This window comes from Pseudomonas sp. CHM02 (assembly GCF_000612585.1).
Taxonomy (GTDB): Bacteria; Pseudomonadota; Gammaproteobacteria; order Pseudomonadales; family Pseudomonadaceae; genus Aquipseudomonas.
Genome location: NZ_JFCA01000078.1, coordinates 1 through 20,705, shown reverse-complemented (window position 1 = coordinate 20,705; position 20,705 = coordinate 1). Strand labels below are relative to the sequence as shown.

At 59.9% G+C, this 20,705-nt stretch carries 14 protein-coding genes and 1 pseudogene; 12 read left to right on the top strand and 3 right to left on the bottom strand.

Annotated features, from left to right (window positions below; genetic code table 11):
- Nucleotides 1-97 precede the first annotated feature (97 nt).
- The 9 genes from recC (at nucleotide 98) to BM70_RS0129770 (ending at nucleotide 14,847) form a co-directional block, all read left to right on the top strand.
- A complete protein-coding gene (recC, locus tag BM70_RS0129810) occupies nucleotides 98-3,550 on the top strand; it encodes an exodeoxyribonuclease V subunit gamma (protein WP_025859409.1) in 3,453 nt (1,150 codons plus the stop codon).
- Nucleotides 3,547-7,221, top strand: a complete 3,675-nt coding sequence (gene recB / locus BM70_RS0129805; RefSeq protein ID WP_025859408.1) for an exodeoxyribonuclease V subunit beta — start codon at nucleotides 3,547-3,549, stop codon at nucleotides 7,219-7,221. The genes recC and recB overlap by 4 nt, the downstream gene beginning before the upstream one ends.
- Entirely contained in the window at nucleotides 7,218-9,290 is a 2,073-nt protein-coding gene (gene recD, locus BM70_RS0129800) for an exodeoxyribonuclease V subunit alpha (RefSeq protein ID WP_025859407.1), read from the top strand. Before recB ends, recD begins: the two co-directional genes overlap by 4 nt.
- Nucleotides 9,291-9,430: 140 nt before the next feature.
- Entirely contained in the window at nucleotides 9,431-10,006 is a 576-nt protein-coding gene (locus tag BM70_RS0129795; RefSeq protein ID WP_025859406.1) for a YfiR family protein, read from the top strand.
- Nucleotides 10,003-11,265, top strand: coding sequence for a diguanylate cyclase domain-containing protein (locus BM70_RS0129790; RefSeq protein WP_025859405.1), 1,263 nt, complete (start codon nucleotides 10,003-10,005; stop codon nucleotides 11,263-11,265). The genes BM70_RS0129795 and BM70_RS0129790 overlap by 4 nt, the downstream gene beginning before the upstream one ends.
- 4 nt (nucleotides 11,266-11,269) lie before the next feature.
- Nucleotides 11,270-11,761 (top strand): OmpA family protein, encoded by a 492-nt coding sequence (locus BM70_RS0129785; RefSeq protein WP_025859404.1) that lies wholly within the window; start codon nucleotides 11,270-11,272, stop codon nucleotides 11,759-11,761.
- A 289-nt stretch (nucleotides 11,762-12,050) separates the two neighbouring features.
- Complete coding sequence (locus BM70_RS0129780) at nucleotides 12,051-12,998, top strand: TauD/TfdA family dioxygenase (RefSeq protein ID WP_025859403.1); 948 nt, start codon at nucleotides 12,051-12,053, stop codon at nucleotides 12,996-12,998.
- Between the two features lie 53 nt (nucleotides 12,999-13,051).
- Nucleotides 13,052-13,900 (top strand): EamA family transporter, encoded by an 849-nt coding sequence (locus BM70_RS0129775; RefSeq protein ID WP_025859402.1) that lies wholly within the window; start codon nucleotides 13,052-13,054, stop codon nucleotides 13,898-13,900.
- Nucleotides 13,900-14,847 carry a LysR substrate-binding domain-containing protein gene (locus tag BM70_RS0129770; protein ID WP_025859401.1) on the top strand — a complete coding sequence of 316 codons (948 nt, stop codon included), beginning with the start codon at nucleotides 13,900-13,902 and terminating at the stop codon, nucleotides 14,845-14,847. The genes BM70_RS0129775 and BM70_RS0129770 overlap by 1 nt, the downstream gene beginning before the upstream one ends.
- 45 nt (nucleotides 14,848-14,892) lie before the next feature.
- Here BM70_RS0129770 and BM70_RS0129765 read toward each other — a convergent pair whose 3' ends face one another.
- The gene (locus BM70_RS0129765) at nucleotides 14,893-15,183 is read right to left on the bottom strand and encodes a DUF3077 domain-containing protein (RefSeq protein ID WP_025859400.1); all 291 of its coding nucleotides are present in this window, start codon (nucleotides 15,181-15,183) and stop codon (nucleotides 14,893-14,895) included.
- Nucleotides 15,184-15,497: 314 nt separating this feature from the next.
- Nucleotides 15,498-15,605 (bottom strand): annotated as a pseudogene (locus BM70_RS33770) (LysR family transcriptional regulator); the annotation flags it as partial.
- A 122-nt stretch (nucleotides 15,606-15,727) separates the two neighbouring features.
- Here BM70_RS33770 and BM70_RS0129760 point away from each other — a divergent pair.
- Nucleotides 15,728-16,948 (top strand): lysozyme inhibitor LprI family protein, encoded by a 1,221-nt coding sequence (locus tag BM70_RS0129760; RefSeq protein ID WP_025859399.1) that lies wholly within the window; start codon nucleotides 15,728-15,730, stop codon nucleotides 16,946-16,948.
- A gap of 252 nt (nucleotides 16,949-17,200) precedes the next feature.
- Here BM70_RS0129760 and BM70_RS0129755 read toward each other — a convergent pair whose 3' ends face one another.
- The gene (locus BM70_RS0129755) at nucleotides 17,201-18,151 is read right to left on the bottom strand and encodes a LysR family transcriptional regulator (protein WP_025859398.1); all 951 of its coding nucleotides are present in this window, start codon (nucleotides 18,149-18,151) and stop codon (nucleotides 17,201-17,203) included.
- A gap of 129 nt (nucleotides 18,152-18,280) precedes the next feature.
- Between BM70_RS0129755 and BM70_RS0129750 the strand changes: the two genes are divergently transcribed.
- Together BM70_RS0129750 and mmsB are read left to right on the top strand one after the other, a co-directional pair.
- Nucleotides 18,281-19,798, top strand: a complete 1,518-nt coding sequence (locus BM70_RS0129750) for a CoA-acylating methylmalonate-semialdehyde dehydrogenase (RefSeq protein WP_015885874.1) — start codon at nucleotides 18,281-18,283, stop codon at nucleotides 19,796-19,798.
- A 15-nt stretch (nucleotides 19,799-19,813) separates the two neighbouring features.
- On the top strand, nucleotides 19,814-20,701 hold the full coding sequence (mmsB, locus tag BM70_RS0129745) for a 3-hydroxyisobutyrate dehydrogenase (protein WP_025859397.1): 888 nt from the start codon (nucleotides 19,814-19,816) through the stop codon (nucleotides 20,699-20,701).
- Nucleotides 20,702-20,705 lie beyond the last annotated feature (4 nt).

Here is a 20,705-nt window from a genome sequence, read left to right as displayed (position 1 = left end):
GGACGGTCGAAAAGACATCTAACATCCCAGTTCCGCCAATAATCGCCCACAGTGCTAAAGTCGCACCCTCGATTTTGCTTTTCCCAAGGAAGCCGTTATGCCGGATGCGACGTCCCTCAGTGCTGGATTCATGGTAGTTCACGGCAACCGCCTGGACGAACTGCGCAGCCTGGTGGTCAGCTGGATGCGCCGTTATCCCCTGGCTCCCCTGGAAAACGAAATCGCCCTGGTACAAAGCAACGGCATTGCCCAGTGGCTGAAGCTGGCCCTGGCTGAAGATCCGGAAGATGACGACATGGGCGGTTGTGGAATCGCCGCCGCTATCGATGTGCAATTGCCCGGCAGCTTCATGTGGCAGCTCTATCGCATGGTCTTGGGCCGCGATGAAATTCCGCCTAAGTCTCTGCTCGATAAGGCCCCACTGACTTGGCGCCTGATGCGCCTGCTTCCGGAGCTTATCGATCAGCCGCACTTCGAACCGCTGCAGCGCTTCCTCACTCACGACACCGACCTGCGCAAACGCTACCAACTCGCTGAGCGGCTGGCTGACTTGTTCGACCAATACCAGGTTTACCGCGCCGACTGGCTGGAAGACTGGGCTGCCGGCCGCCACCAATTGCGTAACGGCCGAGGTGAATCCAAGCCCCTCAACCCGGCCAACTGCTGGCAAGCCGAACTGTGGCGCGCATTGCTGTTGGATGTAGGTGAAGAAGGCATGGCGGAAAGCCGTGCCGGTGTTCACCAGCGCTTCATCGAGCGTATCAACTCCCTTGAGAGCGCCCCACCAGGCTTGCCATCCCGAGTCATCGTTTTTGGAATTTCCTCGTTGCCGGCACAGGCGCTTGAAGCCCTCGCCGGTCTCGCGCGATTCAGCCAAGTCTTGCTATGCGTACACAATCCTTGTCGCCACCATTGGTCCGACATCGTCGCCGACAAAGACTTGTTGCGTAACGAATACAAGCGCCAGGCGCGCAAAGCAGGCATGCCGGTCACCATCGACCCACAAACCCTGCATCAGCATGCCCATCCATTATTGGCTGCCTGGGGCAAACAAGGCCGTGACTACATCAGTTTGCTGGATAGCTATGACGACCCCAACAGCTACCGCGCCGCATTCCGCGATGGCCGCATCGACCTGTTCAGCGACAGCGAGCCCACCACACTGCTCAATCAGCTCCAGGACGATATCCTCGAACTGCGCCCACTCAACGAAACCCGCGAGCTATGGCCTGCTGTCGATCTGGACCGCGATACCTCAATCCGCTTCCACATTGCCCACAGCGCCCAACGCGAAGTGGAAATCCTCCACGACCAATTGCTCCAGCGTTTCAGTGCCGACCCCACGCTGCGTCCTCGGGACATCATCGTCATGGTCCCCGACGTCGATAGTTACGCGCCGCACATCCGCGCTGTGTTCGGCCAGCTTGAGCGCAACGACCCACGTTTCATCCCGTTCACCCTGACCGACCAAGGCCAGCGCGGTCGCGACCCTCTGCTCATCGCCGTCGAACACTTGCTGAAACTCCCCGACAGCCGCTTCCCCGTCAGCGAAATCCTCGACCTGCTTGATGTTCCGGCCCTACGCGAACGTTTCGCCATCAAGGAGCGCGACCTGCCCACGTTGCACCGCTGGATAGAAGGCGCCGGCATCCGTTGGGGGCTCAACGCCGAGCAACGTGCCGGCCTCGGCCTGCCAACAGAGCTGGAACAAAACAGTTGGCGTTTCGGCTTGCGCCGCATGTTGCTCGGTTACGCCGTGGGCACCGGCGCCGCGTGTGACGGCATCGAGCCCTATGATGAAATCGGAGGCCTCGACGCCGCGCTGATTGGCCCGCTGGTCGCATTGCTCGACGCCCTCAACGACGCCCATCAGGCCCTGTCGCAACCCGCTTCGCCCAACGAGTGGGGCGAACGCCTGCAACGCCTGATGCAACTGTTCTTCCTACCCAGCAGCGAACACGACGATTACTTGCTGAGCCAACTCGAACAACTTAGAGAAACCTGGTTGGAAACCTGCGAGTCCGTGGGCCTGCAGGCCGCGTTACCCCTGACTGTAGTCCGTGAAGCATGGCTGGCCGGCCTCGACCAAGGTCGCCTGTCCCAGCGTTTCCTCGCTGGAGCGGTCAATTTTTGTACCCTGATGCCCATGCGTGCGATCCCGTTCAAACTGGTTTGCCTGCTCGGCATGAACGACGGCGATTACCCGCGTGCGCAACCACCGCTGGACTTCGACCTGATGGGCAGCGACTACCGCCCCGGCGACCGTTCGCGCCGTGAAGACGACCGCTACCTGCTGCTCGAAGCCCTGCTTTCGGCGCGTGACCAGCTCTACATCAGTTGGGTCGGCCGCAGCATCCGTGACAACAGCGACCGCCCGGCCTCTGTACTGATCGGCCAACTACGCGACCATCTCGCCAGTGGCTGGCACCTTGCAAGCAGTGACAGACCGCTGATCGAAGCCATGACACAAGAGCATCCGCTGCAACCGTTCAGTGCCCGCTATTTCCATGAGGGCGATTCACTGTTCAGCTATGCCCGTGAGTGGCAGTTGCTGCACGAAGCATCCGATGCCCTCCCAACAGAACACGACCTGACGCCGCACCAACAGGAAGAACCCCTGAGCCTCGGCCAGCTCCAGGACTTCCTGCGCAACCCGGTCAAACACTTCTTCAGCCAACGGCTGAAAGTGTTTTTCGACGCCGCCGAAGTGCCGCTGGCTGACGAAGAACCCTTCGTTCTCGACGCACTGCAACGCTACAGCCTGAGCGACAGCCTGCTCAACGCTGCACTTACTCATCCCGATCATCTCGACCAGGCCCTAAGCGCGCAGGCCCTGCGCCTGCAAGGCAGTGGCCTGTTGCCGATGGTGGGTTTCGGCGAATGCCTGCGCAACGAATTAATCGAGCCGTTGCCCGGTCTGCTGCAACGCTACCAGCAACTGCTGGCCCTATGGCCCACCCCGCACACTGGGGCCGAGCCGGTCACTTTTGAGCATCATGGTGTTCAGTTGGAAGGCTGGATCAGCGGGCTGCATCGACGCAGTGATGGCGGGTTGCTAAGCGTCACCACCATTCCCAACAGCATTGGCTCGATCAAGACCCGCAAGTGGCACCGCCTGATTCGTCCCTGGGTCAATCACGTGGTCGCCTGCGCCTGCGGCCTGCCATTAAGCACCGGTTTGGTGGCCAGCGATGACACCCTGCTCCTGCCACCGCTGGATAAGGCTAATGCCCAGGAAATCCTCGGCAACCTGCTGCTCGCCTGGCATGTCGGAATGAGTAAACCGTTGCCCGTCGCCGTCAAGACGGCTTTTGCCTGGCTCAGCCAAACCGATCCCGCCAAAGCTCAGGCGGCCGCCAGTAAAGCCTACGAAGGCGATGGCCTGACCACCGATGGCGAGCGTCGCGAAACCCCGGCGCTCACTCGGCAATTTCCCGACTACGCCACACTCATCGCCAGCGAAGAATTCGAAGGTTGGTGCGAGACCCTGTATCGCCCGCTGCTCAACGCCCCATGGCGATCACTCACAGGCGAGGAGACCGGCGCATGACCAGCAAACCCTTGGCTCTGGCCTTCCCGCTCAAAGGCAGCCAGCTGATTGAAGCCAGCGCCGGCACCGGCAAGACATTCACTATCTCCGCCCTCTACCTGCGTCTGGTCCTCGGCCACGGTGGAGAAGAAGCAGGCTTCGGCCGCGAATTGCTGCCGCCGCAAATCCTGGTGGTGACCTTCACCGACGCAGCCACCAAGGAGCTGCGCGAACGGATTCGCATCCGTCTGGCTGAAGCCGCACGCTTTTTCCGCGAAGAAATTGAACAGCCTGACACCCTCATCGCCGATCTGCGCGCCGACTACCCAGCCGAACAATGGCCCGCCTGCGCCAACCGCCTGGACATCGCCGCCCAGTGGATGGACGAAGCCGCCGTCTCGACCATTCACAGTTGGTGCCAGCGCATGCTGCGCGAACACGCGTTCGACAGCGGCAGCCTGTTCACCCAGACCCTGGAAACCGACCACAGCGACCTGCTCGGTGAGGTGTTGCGCGATTACTGGCGGCTGTTCTGCTACCCGATGCACGACGATGCGCTCAACTGGGTACGCAACAACTGGGGTGGCCCCGCCGCGCTGATGCCACGGGTACGCGCGCTATTTGGCAGTGAGCGGCCTGCTGGTGAGTCCCGCGAGCCCGCCGAGCTGATCAACGCCTGTCTGCAAGAACGCCGCGAAGCGCTGAAAACACTCAAAGCCCCTTGGCAACAATGGGCTGTCGAGCTGCGCGATATCTGCCTGCAAGCCGTGGCCGCCAAAGCCGTCGACGGCCGCAAAATGCAAGCGCGTTACTTCGAACCCTGGTTCGAAAAGATCAGCGCCTGGGCCGCTGACGACACCCTTGAGCAACTCGACATCGGCACCGGCTTCAGCCGCCTGACGCCCGACGGCATGGCCGAAGCCTGGAAAGGCGAACCGCCGCAGCATCCCGGTATCGACGCCATGGTCGGCCTCAAGGCAGCTCTTGATGCGCTACCAACCCCGGATGCTGCCGTATTGCAACACGCCGCCGGCTGGGTGGGCCAACGCTTTGAAGAAGAAAAGCGTCGTCGCGCCGAAATGGGCTTCGACGACATGCTCATCCGCCTTAACGCCGCCCTGCAAACCGAAGGCGGCGAGCGTCTGGCCAGTGTGATTCGCGAGCAATTCCCGGTGGCCTTGATCGACGAGTTCCAGGACACCGACCCGGTGCAATACAGCATCTTCGACAGCATCTACCGCATCGAAGAAAACCACCTCGACAGCGGCCTGTTCCTGATCGGCGACCCCAAGCAAGCGATCTACGCCTTCCGTGGCGCCGACATCTACACCTACCTGCGCGCCCGACAATCCACTACCGGCCGTCACCACACACTGGGCACCAACTTCCGCTCCAGCCATGCGATGGTCGAGGCGGTGAACCACGTGTTCCAGCGTGCAGAAACAGGTCGCGGTGCGTTCCTGTTTCGCGAACCCAATGGGGAAAACCCGGTGCCTTTCCACTCGGTGCTGTCCCAGGGCCGGAAGGAACAATTGCAGGTTAAGGGGCAAACGCTACCGGCCATGAACCTCTGGCACTTGCCCACCGACCAGCCGGTGTCCAACGCGGTTTATCGCCAGCAATTGGCCGCCGCCTGTGCCACGCACATTGTTGAATGGCTCAACGGCGGACAACTGGGCACCGCCGGCTTCCTGCAGCCGGACGCAAGCTTCAAAGGCGTGCTTCCGTCAAACATTGCCATCCTCGTGCGCGACGGCAAGGAAGCCCACGCCGTACGCGCCGAATTGGCCGCCCGTGGCGTACGTAGCGTATACCTCTCCGACAAGGACTCAGTTTTCGCTGCCCAGGAAGCCCACGACCTGCTCGCCTGGCTCAAGGCCTGTGCCGAACCGGATGTCGAGCGCCCGCTGCGCGCCGCCTTGGCCTGCGTCACCTTGAACCTGTCGCTGCCGGAGTTGGAGCGTCTGAACCAGGATGAACTGGCGTGGGAAAGCCGCGTCATGCAGTTCCGTGGCTACCGCGCGATCTGGCGTACCCAAGGCGTGCTGCCGATGCTGCGCCGTCTGCTGCACGACTTCAAACTGCCGCAAACCCTGATCGCCCGCACTGATGGCGAACGTGTGCTGACCAACCTGCTGCACCTCAGCGAATTGCTGCAACAGGCCGCATCGGAACTGGACGGCGAGCAGGCACTGATCCGCCACCTGGCCGAACACCTGGCGCTCTCAGGGCAAGCGGGTGAGGAACAAATCCTGCGCCTGGAAAGTGATGAGCAACTGGTCAAGGTGGTGACCATCCACAAGTCAAAAGGCCTTGAGTACGACCTGGTTTTCCTGCCTTTCATCTGCTCGACCAAACCGGTGGATGGCAGCCGGTTGCCGCTGCACTACCACGATGAATACGGCAAATCCCACGTCAGCCTGCGTCCTACGCCTGAGTTGATCGCCCAGGCCGATAACGAGCGCCTGGCCGAAGACCTGCGACTGTTATATGTAGCACTGACCCGTGCCAAGCATGCGTGCTGGCTGGGCATCGCCGACCTCAAGCGTGGTAATAGCAATAGCTCTGTGCTGCACCTTTCGGCGCTGGGCTATTTGCTCGGTGCTGGCGCGTCGCTGGTAGAGTCTGCCGGCCTGGCACGCTGGCTGTTGGACCTGCAAGCAGGTTGCTCCGCCATCGACTACGGCCAGGTGCCCGAAGCGCAAGACATCGTCTTCCACCCACCCCGCAACGAAGCCACGCTGCGAGCGCCGTTGCTGCCCAAGCGCAAGGCTGCGGAAAACTGGTGGATTGCCTCCTACAGCGCGTTGCGCATCGGCGACAGCATGAGCGCCGCCAACCTCGAAGCGCCGGAAAGCCCGCAGGCCCAGAAGCTGTTCGATGACGAGCGCCTCGACCCTGATGCCCCCCGCGAAGTGGCAGCGTCCGGCGGCGATATTCACCGTTTCCCACGCGGCCCTAATCCAGGGACCTTCCTCCACGGGCTGTTGGAATGGGCAGGCGAGGATGGCTTCAACGTCACGCCCGAGGCCATCGAAAAAGCCGTGGGCGCCCGCTGCAATCGGCGCAACTGGGAAGGCTGGATCATCACCCTGAGCAGTTGGCTTGGCCACCTGCTGAAAACGCCATTGCCCGTGGATAACGGTCACGTTTCCCTCAGCGGTTTGCAGCAGTACCAGATCGAGATGGAATTCTGGTTCGCCAGCCACAAAGTCGACGTACTTGCCCTCGATAAACGGGTGTGCCAATACACCCACAACGGCGTTTCCCGCGTCGCCGCCGAACCCGTGCTGCTCAACGGTATGTTCAAGGGGTTTATCGATTTGACCTTCGAACATGACGGCCGCTATTACGTGGCGGATTACAAGTCCAACTGGCTCGGCCCCGACGATTCGGCCTACACCTTTGATGCCATGGAACAGTCGATCCTCGAGCATCGCTACGACCTGCAATACGTGCTTTACCTGCTGGCCCTGCATCGCCAACTCAAGGCGCGCCTGCCGGACTACGACTACGACCGCCATATCGGCGGCGCGCTGTACATTTTCCTGCGCGGCACCCAGTCCGCAAGCCAGGGGGCTTATTTCACCCGGCCGCCACGGGACTTGATCGAAGGCCTGGACCTGATGTTCCAGGGCAAGTCCATCCCGCCCAAGGTTGAGCCCGCCTGGGAACAAGGAGTGCTGTTATGAGCCTGTCGCCGTTACCGCTGGAGGAACTGATGCCCCTCAGCCGCGCCGCCGACCTGGTGCAACTGTTGGAGCGTTGGGTGGATCGTGGTTGGTTGCGCGCTCTGGACAAAGCTTTCGTCGGCTTCCTGCACGAACTTGATCCGCACGCTGACCCGCTGGTGCTGCTGGCCGCTGCGCTGACCAGCCATCAGTTGGGCCATGGCCACGTCTGCCTCGACCTGTTCGAAACCCTCAAGGCTCCGGACTTCGCCCTGTCGTTGCCGCCCGAAGGCGACCTGCAAACCGGCGCCATGCTGCTGCCGTCGCAGTTGCTCGACGGCCTCGACGGCGCCCACTGGTGCCACGCGCTGGCCGCCAGCCATCTGGTCGCGTTGGCCGTTGATGGCAGCGAAGCCGCCCAGAGTCGCCCATTGGTCCTGTCCGGCAAGCGCCTGTACCTGCGCCGCTACTGGACCTACGAGCGACGCATCGACACCGCCTTGCGCCTGCGGCTCGCCACCCAGGAAAGCGTCGCCGCCGATTTGCCGCAGCGCCTTGACAGCCTGTTCGACCAACCGCCGCCTGACGGCGTGATCGACTGGCAAAAGCTCGCCTGCGCCCTGGCTACTCGTGGTGCATTCAGTATCGTCACCGGCGGTCCCGGCACCGGTAAGACCACCACCGTGGTGCGCCTGCTCGCGTTGTTGCAGGCGCCGGCGGTGGAAGCTGGCAGCCCATTGCGTATTCGCCTGGCTGCGCCCACTGGCAAGGCCGCTGCACGTCTCACCGAGTCCATCAGCCAGCAAGTGCTGTCGCTGAAAGTGCCGGACAACGTGAAGGAAAAAATCCCGACTCAGGTCACCACCGTTCACCGCTTGCTCGGCAGTCGTCCGGGCACGCGGCATTTTCGTCATCACCTCGGCAACCCGTTGCCCCTGGATGTGCTGGTGGTGGACGAAGCCTCGATGATTGACCTGGAAATGATGGCCAACCTGCTCGACGCCTTGCCGCCCCATGCACGGCTTGTGCTGCTGGGCGACAAGGACCAACTGGCGTCGGTAGAGGCGGGTGCCGTACTCGGTGACTTGTGCCGCGACGCCGAAGCCGGCTTCTACAGCGCCGAGACCCGCCAATGGCTGCAAGCCGTCAGTGGCGAAGACCTCGGCACCAGCGGCCTGCAGGCAGACCTCGACGGCAGCCATCCCCTGGCCCAGCAAGTGGTGATGCTGCGTTACTCGCGACGTTTCGGCGAAGGCAGTGGCATTGGTCAACTGGCGCGTTGGGTCAACCAGCAACACGCTGAGGAAGCCCGCAAGCTGCTGACGGCGCGCAGCCACAGTGACCTGTTCTGCGTCAGCCTCAAGGGCGAGCACGACCACGCCCTCGAGCGTCTGGTCCTGGACGGGCAGGGCAGTGACGGCGCCCAAGGTTATCGTTACTACCTCAACCTGCTGCAAAGCGCGAGGCCCGGGCCCGACACCCCACGTGAAGATCCCGCGTGGACCCACTGGGCGCAACAACTGCTGCAAGCCTTCGATGCCTTCCAACTGCTTTGCGCGGTGCGCAAAGGCCCCTGGGGGGTGGAAGGCCTGAACCAGCGCATCACTGCCGCCTTGCGCAAGGTGCGGCTGATCGAAGGCGACGAGCAGTGGTACGAAGGTCGCCCGGTGCTGATGACCCGCAACGACTACGGCCTGGGCCTGATGAACGGCGATATCGGCATCGCGCTGAAATTGCCCGAAAGCGACGGCGGCCCCCAGGTGCTGCGCGTGGCCTTCCCGCGCAACGACGGCCAGGGCGGTGTGCGTTTTGTGCTGCCCAGCCGCCTGAATGATGTGGAAACCGTGTACGCCATGACCGTGCACAAATCCCAGGGCTCGGAGTTCACCCATACCGCGCTGATCCTGCCGGATGCCTTGAACCCGGTGCTCACCAAGGAATTGATCTACACCGGCATCACCCGGGCCAAGCGCTGGTTCAGCCTGATCGAGCCCCGTGGCGGCGTGTTTGAAGAAGCGGTAAGGCGCAAGGTCAAGCGCTTGAGCGGGTTGATGCTGGAGCTGGGTCACGAGCCTGAAAAAACTGACTGACAAGTCATGCATATTTCTGATTCAGGCGTCTGATTTTTCTGAAAAAATAGCGGCCCCCGCGAAGCCCCGTCTTCGCGGGGTTTTCCGCCGCTGTGCTATCGTTGCGGCATCATTTGAAAAACACCTGAGAGAATCGCTGCATGAACGTGGCTGTCTCGCCCACAGAGCGCAGTTTGAGTTGGAGGCGCATGTTGCTGGTGGCGGTCCTGTGTGTGCTCGCGCCACACGCCTTCGCCCAGGCGCCCGACCCCACAGGCCTTGCCGCCCATCGTGCCCAGGCGGTTACCCAGGTGGTGCTCGGTATCCTCAGTTATGCGCGCTGGCCGGTCGAGCCTGCGCAATTGCGCCTGTGCATCGTCGGCCCGACCCAATACACCGATGACCTGATCAAAGGCACCACCCAGGCCACCGGCCGTCCGGTCGTGGTGCAGCGCCTGCTGGCCAGCCATCCTGATATCGTCAACGCGTGCGATGCGGTGTACATCGGCAAACTCAGTGCCGATGAGCGCAGCCAGCTGTTTACCTCGTTGATCGGTCACCCGGTGCTCAGCATCAGTGAAGGCGGCGACCAGTGCACGGTGGGCAGCCTGTTCTGTCTGCGCGTGGGGGATGAGCAGGTGTCCTTCGAGGTCAACCTCGACTCTGTCGCCCGTAGCGGTGTACGCATTCACCCCAGCGTGCTGCAGTTGTCTCGCCGCCGAGCGCCTGCGTCATGAGAGCGGCTAAGGTGCGACCGACCCTGCGCTCCGTCATCGGCCGCGGGCACTTGATCCTGGCATTGGTGGCGGTGACCCTGGCGAGCGTCTCACTGACCCTGCTCGGTGTACTTGCGCTGCGGGTCTATGCCGAACACAACTTGCACCTGATCGCACGCTCCATCAACTACACCGTGGAAGCGGCGGTGGTGTTCAACGACAGTGCGGCAGCCACTGAAGCCCTCAGCCTGATTGCTTCCACCGAAGAGGTGGCCCAGGCCGAAGTCTTCGATGCCAATGGCAAGTTGCTGGCGCAGTGGATACGCCCGGAGACCGGCATGCTCTCGCGGGTTGAACTGGAGCTGGCGCATACCCTGCTCGAACAACCCATCAGCCAGCCGATCCTTCACCAGGGGCAAGCCATCGGCAGCATTCATCTCACCGGTCACGGCGGCAGCCTGCTGCGCTTCCTGCTCAGCGGCCTGGCCGGGATCCTGATTTGCACCGCTCTCAGCGCGTGGGTGGCCCTGCACCTGGCGCGACGCTTGTTGCGCGGCATCACCGGCCCGTTGCAAAGCCTCGCCGCCGTGGCCCACGCCGCCCGCAGCGAGCGTGATTTCGACCGCCGCGTGCCGCCGGCACAAATCGCCGAACTCGACAGCCTGGGCAGTGACTTCAACGCCTTGCTTGGCGAAATGGAAGCCTGGCAAAGCCACCTGCAAAGCGAAAATGAATCCCTCGCCCATCAGGCCAACCATGACAGCCTCACCGGCCTGCCCAATCGCGCGTTCTTCGAAGGCCGGTTGATCCGTACCCTGCGCAATGCGGCCAAGGCCAAGGAACAGGTGGCGGTGCTTTATCTCGACAGCGACCGTTTCAAAGAGATCAATGACAGCTTTGGCCACGCCGCCGGCGATGCCGTCCTCGTGGCTGTCGCCGAGCGTGTGCGTGCGCAACTGCGTGAAGATGACCTGGTGGCGCGCCTGGGCGGTGATGAGTTCGCCATCTTGCTGGCGCCGCTGCACAAGGTCGAAGACGCCCAGCGCATCGCCAACAAGATCATCGCCAGCATGGACCTGCCGATCCCTGTGCCTGGCAACACACAGGTATTGACCTCCCTCAGTATCGGCATCGCCATCTACCCCGATCATGGTTCTACGCCCGGTACCTTGCTCAATGCCGCCGACGCGGCGATGTACCAGGCCAAGCGCTTGTCCTCGGGCGGCCAGCAAACGGCAGAGTCGGAGCCCTCGGCCGCCAACGTTCACCACAGGAGTTGATCCCTTGTTCTCGACCGCGCGTTTCATGTTCATCACCCTTCTGGTTTCACTGCTTGCCCTCGGCGGCTGCCAGACGCCTCCACCCAAAGGCTTGACCCCGGCGCAAGTGGCGGTCCTCAAGCAGCAAGGTTTTGAGTTGACCGACGAAGGCTGGGCATTCGGCCTGTCCGGCAAAGTGCTGTTCGGCAGCGACGTCGAGATGCTCAACCCACCCAGCACCGAGATCGTCCAGCGCATCGGCAAGGCCCTGCTGGGCGTCGGCATCGAACGCGTCCGCGTCGACGGCCACACCGATGCGTCGGGCAAGGAAACCTACAACCAGCAACTGTCCCTGCGCCGCGCAAAAAGCGTGGCGACGGTGTTGACCGGTGTGGGCATGAAGGAAGAGAACATCCAGCTGCGCGGGCTGGGCAGCAGCGAGCCGGTGGCACCGAACACCACGGTGGCGGGGCGCACGGAGAATCGGCGGGTGTCGATTGTGGTGATTGCGGACTGAACCCGTCCCGCCAATCTCAATGTGAAACCCAATCAACTGTGGGAGCTGGCTTGCCTGCGATAGCGGTGTCTCAGTACCGGATGTACTGGCTGACACACAGCCATCGCCGGCAAGCCAGCTCCCACAGTTGGTTTTGCGGTGTGCATGAAACAGCGTTTGCTAAGTAATTTCTCCGTAGGAAAGCTCTGCCATGTCGAATTTTGATGGCTAGGCTGACGAGGTTTCGCTTTCTCGCAAATGGTGGGCTTAGTTAAATGAACGCTTCAACCAAGCACCGTAAAGGATTGCGATGAACATAAACGTCAGTGATTTCCGGCAAGCAGTTTCCAAAGTTAGACTTTCAAAATTTGCCTTCGATGAACTTTTGAGCGCAAGAGAGTTGCTAGACTCTGAAAGTCAGGGGGCTCGATTCGATACCAAGACTGCCTACATCAATTCTCTACAATCATCCGTCTTGGGTGAGGAGCTAGATAGAATCCGAACCATGATCGACCATGAATGCCATGTCTTGATTCTTGATGGTTTTAAGGTCGAGAAACTTGAGACCTTTAAATCACTGATATGGACATTTGGTTCGCTACTCGGCGTACCCATGGTACAGAATCATCTGGGTCACAAGGTGATTGAGGTTTATGACAGAGGCGGTAAGAGTATTGAGGAGGGGGCGAGATATCATCAAACCCGTCAAGGTGCTTACGTACACAACGATGGAGTGAGCGATCCGCTACCTATCGATTACTTGATCCTGGCTTGCGGACAGCAAGCGCTTTTGGGCGGCGAGAGCATCCTGATTGATGCAAGCGCGGTATACGCGGAGCTGATGGCGTTTCCAGAAATATTGGAAGAGCTTAAATGCAACTTCTTTTTTGAAAACCGCGGTATGTCAGATGAAGAGCAGCTTTTCAAGGCGCCCATTCTGAGTTTTTCCAATGAAGGCATTCCACTGATCAGATACTTTCGGGTCTACATTGAATCCGCCCACATCAAGGCGGGAGTACCGTTAACGGTGGCTCAATGTCAAGCGCTGGACTTTCTGGATACTGTTCTCGATCAGTCATCCGTTCAGCAGCGAGTGTTGCTGGAACCAGGGCAGGTACTTATTTCGGCCGATAATAAGTTTCTTCATACTCGCACGCACTTCATTGACAGGAATACGCCACGCTGTGCGATAGATGATGCTGAGTCTTTGAGCGATCTGAATCGCTACATGCTACGGATGTGGTTGCGTAAACAATGATACCTCGATGCCCATAGCGTACATCCTCTACTATCCGCCATAAGCCGAGCCCCATGGACAACTCCGATATCGCGATCACGCTGGTCTTGATCTCAGCCTTCATGCACGCCACTTGGAACGCTGTCGTCCGCGCCGGCAGCAGTCGCTTCATGACCTTGGCCATGGTGGATGGCACCGCCCTGGTGATATGCCTTTTGGCGTTGCCGTTTGTCAGCGTGCCGAGCCTGGAGGTGTGGGGCTACATCCTCGTCTCCGTGGGACTCAATACGGTCTATCGGCTATTTCTGATCAAAGCCTACGAAACGGGAGATTTCGGGCAGGTGTACCCGGTGATGCGTGGGATACCGCCGGTACTGGTCGCGTTATTTTCCTACTTTCTGTCGCATGAGCAGTTGTCACGCGAGGCGCTGGCGGGTGTGGTGTTGATTTGTGTAGGCATTATCAGCCTGACCTTTGTGCGCAGGATGACGGCGCAGATGCTCAAGCCGATCCTGATGGCGGTGTGTGCCGGGGCGTTTATCGCGGCTTACACGGTGGTGGACGCCAAAGGCGTGAGAGCCAGTGAAACGGTGTTGCAATACATCATCTACCTGACGGTATTCCAGAGCATTCCGATCCCGGTGCTGGCGTTTTCCAGGGAGCGTTTGGCCTTGATGCGTGCGATACGTGGGCATTGGCGAGTCGGCCTGTTGGGCGGTGTTTTTTACCTGGCGTCTTACGGATTGGTGTTGTTTGCGTTGTCGCTGGACGCGGTGGCCAAGGTCTCAGCGCTGCGGGAAACCAGTGTTATTATCGGCGCCATTATTGCCGCGCTGTTCTTTCACGAACAGTTCGGTTGGCGACGGATGCTGTCGGCATTCGTCATTGTTTGCGGGATCATCTTGATCAAAGTGAGCACCTGATGGCCCAGCGTCCGCCTCCCACTCCGATGCTTCAAGCGTTCGTCAGCGCTGCGCAAACCGGTAGCTTTGCGCGTGCGGCGTCGCAGCTTAACCTCACCGCCAGCGCCATCAGCCATCAAATTGCAGGCCTGGAGGAATGGTGGGGCGTGCAGTTGTTTGAGCGGCATTCGCGCGGGGTCAAGCTGACGTCCGCAGGGCAGGCTTTGTTGCCGGTCACCGACGGATTTTTCAAGGCGCTGGATGGGGTCTTGCATTCACTCAACCCCGCAAAGTCCCGACCGCTGTACCTCTCATGCACGTCCTCGCTCTGCTCGACATGGCTGATCCCCAGGATGCACGGCTCTCACACTGAGGCCTCATTCAACCTTGATCTGGTGTTGACCAGTGCTGACATCAACCGCATCAGTCTGGAAGCGCATCAATACGATGTCGCGGTGGTGATGGGGTATGGCGATTACCCGGATCATCATGTTGAACTGCTGATGCGTGACGCGGTGTTCCCCGTTTGCTCGCCGGAATTTCTAGGGTTGAAGGGGGATATCGCGCCGGGGGATGTGGCCCAATACCCGCTGATTCATCGGGTGGACGATCAGGTGTGTCCGGGGTGGGAAAGCTGGTTTGCGTTTCAGGGCCTGCCAACGCCGCCTTATCACCATGGGCCTCGATTTCCGGATTCGAGCCTGGCGATCAGTCTGGCGGTAAAGGGCACAGGGATTGCGCTGGGCAGGACTGCGTTGGTGTATGACCAATTGGAAAACGGTGCATTGGTTGCGTTGAAAAGCCCCGTGATGATGTCCCCAGCGGCCTACTACATCATTTGTCGAAATGGGCGGCAGTCAGAGCCGGATATTGCGCGTCTGATTGAATGGCTCAAGACCCGTGCGGGTGAGTTCCTGCGCGAAGTTCGGGCTCGGTATCCACAAATAGCCGGGACTACCGCCGTTTAAATGTTGGGAGGAGCAGGGCTCCTCCCGCATTCGAACGGTGTTCGCTTAACGGCCCGGTGTCATCGCTTGCGTCAGGTCATCGACCACGGCTTTGCCCATCTCACACAGGTAATGCGCGGCCCACGCGTATTGCTCGCCGCGTACATCCATGGCGGCTTCCATCGCGAGTTTCTTGGAGTAGAAAAGCAGGGTGGAAGCGTGCTCTAACGCTTCCTCAATTGGCATGCCGGCGTTGACGCGGAACAGGGGTTTTTCGTTTTCGCCGTAGTCCCCGAAGGTGACGACGCCGAGTGTGGTGATGGAGGAGAGCGGTGGATCGGGGACGATTTTAGTCATGATCTATACCTGGGAGTTTAGGGAGCCACCCACTCATGTCGCTATACATGAAAGAGTGGCAGCTGTACGCAGGTTAGCGAACCGGACCCAGGACCCGGCAGACCCGAAGGTCTCCCACGCACAGCCGCCATAACACGACAACGACGAGCCTGAAGAGCTTGCCGTTGGAGGCTGTGTCCGGGTTCGGGTCGCTAAACCCGTTCGCTGATGTCAGCGAAGTACGGAGGCTAATGACTCGAACCCTAAGGCACAATAGGCCGGAGATTCTCTAGGAAACGTCCTGCAAATTAAAGCGAATCATCGTTGATGGCCCTTTAATCCGCAAACCTGGTCTCCCGTGTCTCCCCCATCAACAACCCTTGATTCTGCTCCGTCACTTCCCTGATGCTGTCCCACAGCAACGTAATCCGCTTCAACTTCCTCTGAATCGCGCCGGATTCTCTAGACAGTGGCGTGTGACTTTCTGATCCGCTGAGACTGTGCCAAACCCAGGTAATAAGGTAGCCTCATCGTACGACCCTCCCAAGGAAGGCAGAGCCAAATCATGGCCTCCCCCAGTGATCTTTCAGTCCCTATGATCAATGCAGTTCTTCAAGAGCCGTTGTTTACGGTCCTGCTGTTGCCTATTGGTTATGGAGTATTCCGTTTTATTGAATATGTTTTGCGACGCAAATTAGAAGGCAAGCCTGAAAGTGAAAAGCTGGACCAATATCATAAGTTGGTCGATTTACAGGAAAAGCTAAACAAGACAGGCAAGACCATGGCTGATCTTGATGCTCTTCGAGCCCATGCTTTAGGACACGTGGCGGATAGCGCAATCATTCAGGCGCAGACCTACACAATAGTGGCCCAAAAACTTGTTTCTGACTTTGAAGCTGTAGGTAATGATGGCGGGGATCTTTTTGATAGAGACAGCCGGGAGTTATCTCAGGCTGAACTGAATGAACTGTCCGGTCAAAAAGCAGCACAGGCGGATGATGAGCTTTCAGCAATCATTGGATCGAAGCTGAGAGGAATGGATGAGCAGATGCGTCAAGCATTGCTTCACTCACAAGCTGCGTGGGAAAACTTTCGAAATATGGAGTCTTCCAGAGAGTCCCAGCGTTGGGAAGGCGGCTCCGTCCGCCCACTCATGGTTAATCTGAGATACGAAGCGCTGACAAGAGAGCGGATAGCCGTCTTTTCATCAGAGGAGGGGCTTGAGCAAGCGGATATTGTCGTGGAGCACTCTAAAACACCTAACAATCTTTTTGACCGTATTGAGCAGTACGTGCCTTATGAACGGGTCATTGAGTGGCTCGGCGCTCCAAGTTATCACTTCGGGAATAGCTGCCAATACCGCTACGAAGAAACGCAGGTGGAGATTTGGTTTAATAGTAATAACGCGGTTAAAGAGGTGGTAGTGGCACTGGTGCAGGGGCAAATTTATGCTGGTGTCTCCCCTGCGGGTGCCCTGTCTATACCACTTGGCGTTCTGACGTTACAGGATGTGCTTGATATAGATGAATACACGACAATTCAATACGCGTGGAGTGCGCGGACAGAGGAGGTGTTCGTTCGAGGTCGTACCGGACCTCCTGGGGCTTGGACGGATTATTGTTTTGGGGCTCTGAAAGTTTTTAGCGGCGCCGGGCTACTCCAAGAAACAGCTTTTGAATGGGACTCACAGGCTGAGAGGCTAATAACCGACCCTAAGGATGTCCTAATCAATTGGATGGCGTTCGGCTCTGAAGATGGTGCTCCATTCAGTTGGTTCATAAAATGATTTCATGGTCCCTTTGAGAATCTGACAGAAAAATCTGAATGACCACCTCAGCTGTCTTACGCCGCCAGTTCCCCCCCCTGACCCTCTTGCGCATGGGGTCCTTATCGTGCACCTGCACGCCTCTGTAAGTCCTGCTTAGTAGTCCCCAAGAACGCCCTGCGCTGTTACAACCCAAGGACCAATTCGGGTTACAAACCTCTGGCAAACCCTCCCAGACCTCGTTAGGATTTGCCCACCTGAGTCCTTGCAGACTTACTGACTGGCGAACCTGATCTCCCTGGTCTCCCCCATCAACAACCCCTGATTCTGCTCCGTCACTTCCCTGATGTAGTCCCACAGCAATGTAATCCGCTTCAACTTCCGCAAATCCTCCCGGCAATACATCCAGAACTGCCGCGTAATCGCAATCTGCTCCCCCAGCACCGGCAACAACCTTGGATCCTGCGCCGCCAGAAAACACGGCAGTATCGCCATCGACCGCCCTTGCTGCGCCGCCACGTACTGCGCGATCACGCTGGTACTGCGCAGACTGGCGCTGGCGCCGGGCACTACGTTGGCCAGGTACAGCAGCTCCGAGCTGAACGCCAAGTCATCCACATAGCTGATAAACGGATGTTCGGCCAAATCCGTGGGTTTGCGGATGGGCGGGTGTTGGTCGAGGTATTCCTGGGTCGCGTACAGCTGCAATTTGTAGTCGCACAGTTTGCAGCACACATACGGCCCGTGTTCCGGGCGTTCCAGGGCGATGACGATGTCGGCTTCGCGCTTGGACAGGCTGATGAAGTGGGGCAGGGGCAGGATGTCCACTGAGATGGCCGGGTAGGTGTCGACGAAGTGGCTCAGTTGCGGGGTGACGAAGAAGCTGCCGAACCCTTCGGTGCAGCCCATGCGCACATGGCCGGACAGCGCCACGCCGGAGCCTGAGACTTGTTCGCAGGCCATGTGCAGGGTGCTTTCGATGGACTCGGCATAGCCCAGCAAACGCTGGCCCTCGGTGGTCAGCACGAAACCGTTGGTCCGGGATTTTTCGAACAGCAGGGTGCCGAGGGACACTTCCAGTGAGCTGATGCGCCGCGACACGGTGGTGTAGTCCACCGCCAGGCGCTTGGCGGCCACGCTGGCCTTGCGGGTGCGGGCCACTTCGAGGAAAAACTTCAGGTCATCCCAGTTCAGGGAGCCCAGGGACGTGATGTTTTTTTGCATATTGGTCCGGCTTTTATGTGCGTTCTTATTAGAGATTTGCACATCTATACTCCAAAAACAGTCCGAACGCCTCATTTCCCAAGGCGGTTACGCGCCTTGTCTCTGCATAAATATAAGATTGGAGACCACATGAACGCATCTGCCGATATTTCCGTGCAACAGGTCAAGTTGCTGATCAACGGCGAGTGGGTCGAGTCCAAGACCACCGAGTGGCAAGACATCGTCAACCCGGCCACCCAAGAGGTACTGGCCAAAGTCCCGTTCGCCACTGCCGATGAAGTCAACGCTGCCATCGACGCTGCCCACCGCGCCTTCCAGACCTGGAAGCTGACGCCGATCGGCGCGCGCATGCGCATCATGCTCAAGCTGCAAGCCTTGATCCGCGAACATTCCAAGCGCATTGCCGTGGTGCTCAGCAACGAGCAGGGCAAGACCATTGCCGATGCCGAGGGCGATATTTTCCGTGGCCTGGAAGTGGTGGAACACGCCTGCTCCATCGGCACCCTGCAAATGGGCGAATTCGCTGAGAACGTCGCTGGTGGCGTCGACACCTACACCCTGCGCCAACCCATCGGTGTGTGCGCCGGCATTACTCCGTTCAACTTCCCGGCGATGATCCCGCTGTGGATGTTCCCGATGGCCATCGCCTGCGGTAACACTTTCGTGCTCAAGCCGTCCGAGCAGGACCCGCTGTCGACGATGCTGCTGGTCGAGCTGGCGCTGGAAGCTGGCGTGCCGGCTGGCGTGCTCAACGTGGTACACGGCGGCAAGGATGTGGTGGATGCGCTGTGCACCCACAAAGACATCAAGGCCGTGTCCTTCGTCGGCTCGACCGCCGTGGGCACCCACGTGTATGACCTGGCTGGCAAGCACGGCAAGCGCGTGCAATCGATGATGGGCGCCAAGAACCACGCCGTGGTGCTGCCGGATGCCAACCGCGAACACACCCTCAATGCTTTGGTCGGTGCCGGTTTCGGCGCGGCGGGCCAGCGCTGCATGGCCACCTCGGTGGTGGTGCTGGTGGGCGCGTCCAAGCAATGGCTGCCGGACCTCAAGGCGCTCGCGCAAAAGCTCAAGGTCAACGCGGGCAGCGAAGCCGGTACCGATGTGGGTCCGGTGATTTCCAAACGCGCCAAGGCACGTATCCTGGAGCTGATCGAAAGCGGTGTGAAAGAAGGCGCCAAGCTCGAGCTGGATGGCCGCGACATCAAGGTGCCGGGTTTCGAGCAAGGCAACTTTGTCGGTCCGACCCTGTTCTCGGGCGTGACCCCCTCCATGCAGATCTACACCCAGGAAATCTTCGGCCCGGTGCTGGTGGTATTGGAAGTGGCGACCCTCGATGAGGCCATCGCGCTGGTCAACGCCAACCCGTTCGGCAACGGTACCGGCCTGTTCACCCAGAGCGGTGCGGCGGCGCGTAAATTCCAGAGCGAAATCGATGTAGGCCAGGTCGGCATCAACATCCCGATCCCGGTGCCGGTGCCGTTCTTCAGCTTCACCGGTTCGCGCGGTTCCAAGCTCGGTGACCTGGGCCCGTACGGCAAGCAAGTGGTGCAGTTCTACACGCAGACCAAAACCGTCACCAGCCGCTGGTTCGATGACGACACGGTCAACGATGGCGTCAACACCACCATCAACCTGCGCTGATTCCGGGAGACGACCATGAAGATTGCATTTATCGGCTTGGGTAACATGGGCGCGCCCATGGCCCGCAACCTGATCAAGGCCGGCCATGCGCTGAACCTGTTCGACTTGAACCAGACGGTTCTCAAGGAACTGGCCGAACTGGGCGGCACTGTCAGCGATTCACCACGCGGTGCGGCGAAAGATGCTGAGTTGGTGATTACCATGCTGCCGGCGGCGGCACATGTGCGCAGCGTGTGGCTGAACGAAGACGGCGTTTTGGCCGGCATCGGCAAAGGTGTACCGGCGGTGGATTGCAGCACCATCGACCCGCAAACCATCCGTGACGTAGCGGCTGCGGCGGCCAAGCAAGGTGTAGTGGTAGCCGACGCTCCGGTCTCCGGCGGCACGGGCGGCGCCGCTGCCGGGACGTTGACCTTCATGGTTGGCGCCACCCCGGAACTGTTCGCCACCCTGCAGCCGGTGCTGGCGCAGATGGGCCGTAACATCGTGCACTGCGGTGAAGTGGGCACCGGGCAAATCGCCAAGATCTGCAACAACCTGCTGTTGGGGATCAGCATGGTCGGCGTCAGCGAAGCCATGGCGCTGGGCGACGCGCTGGGCATCGACACCCAGGTGCTGGCCGGCATCATCAACAGCTCCACCGGGCGCTGCTGGAGTTCCGACACCTACAACCCATGGCCGGGCGTGATCGAAACTGCACCGTCGTCCCGTGGCTACACCGGCGGTTTCGGCGCCGACCTGATGCTCAAGGACCTGGGCCTGGCTACCGAGGCCGCGCGCCAGGCCAAGCAACCCGTCATCCTGGGCGCCGTGGCCCAGCAGTTGTACCAATCGATGAGCCAGCGTGGGGAAGGGGGCAAGGACTTCTCGGCGATCATCAACAGCTATCGCAAGCCCAAGTAGTGTG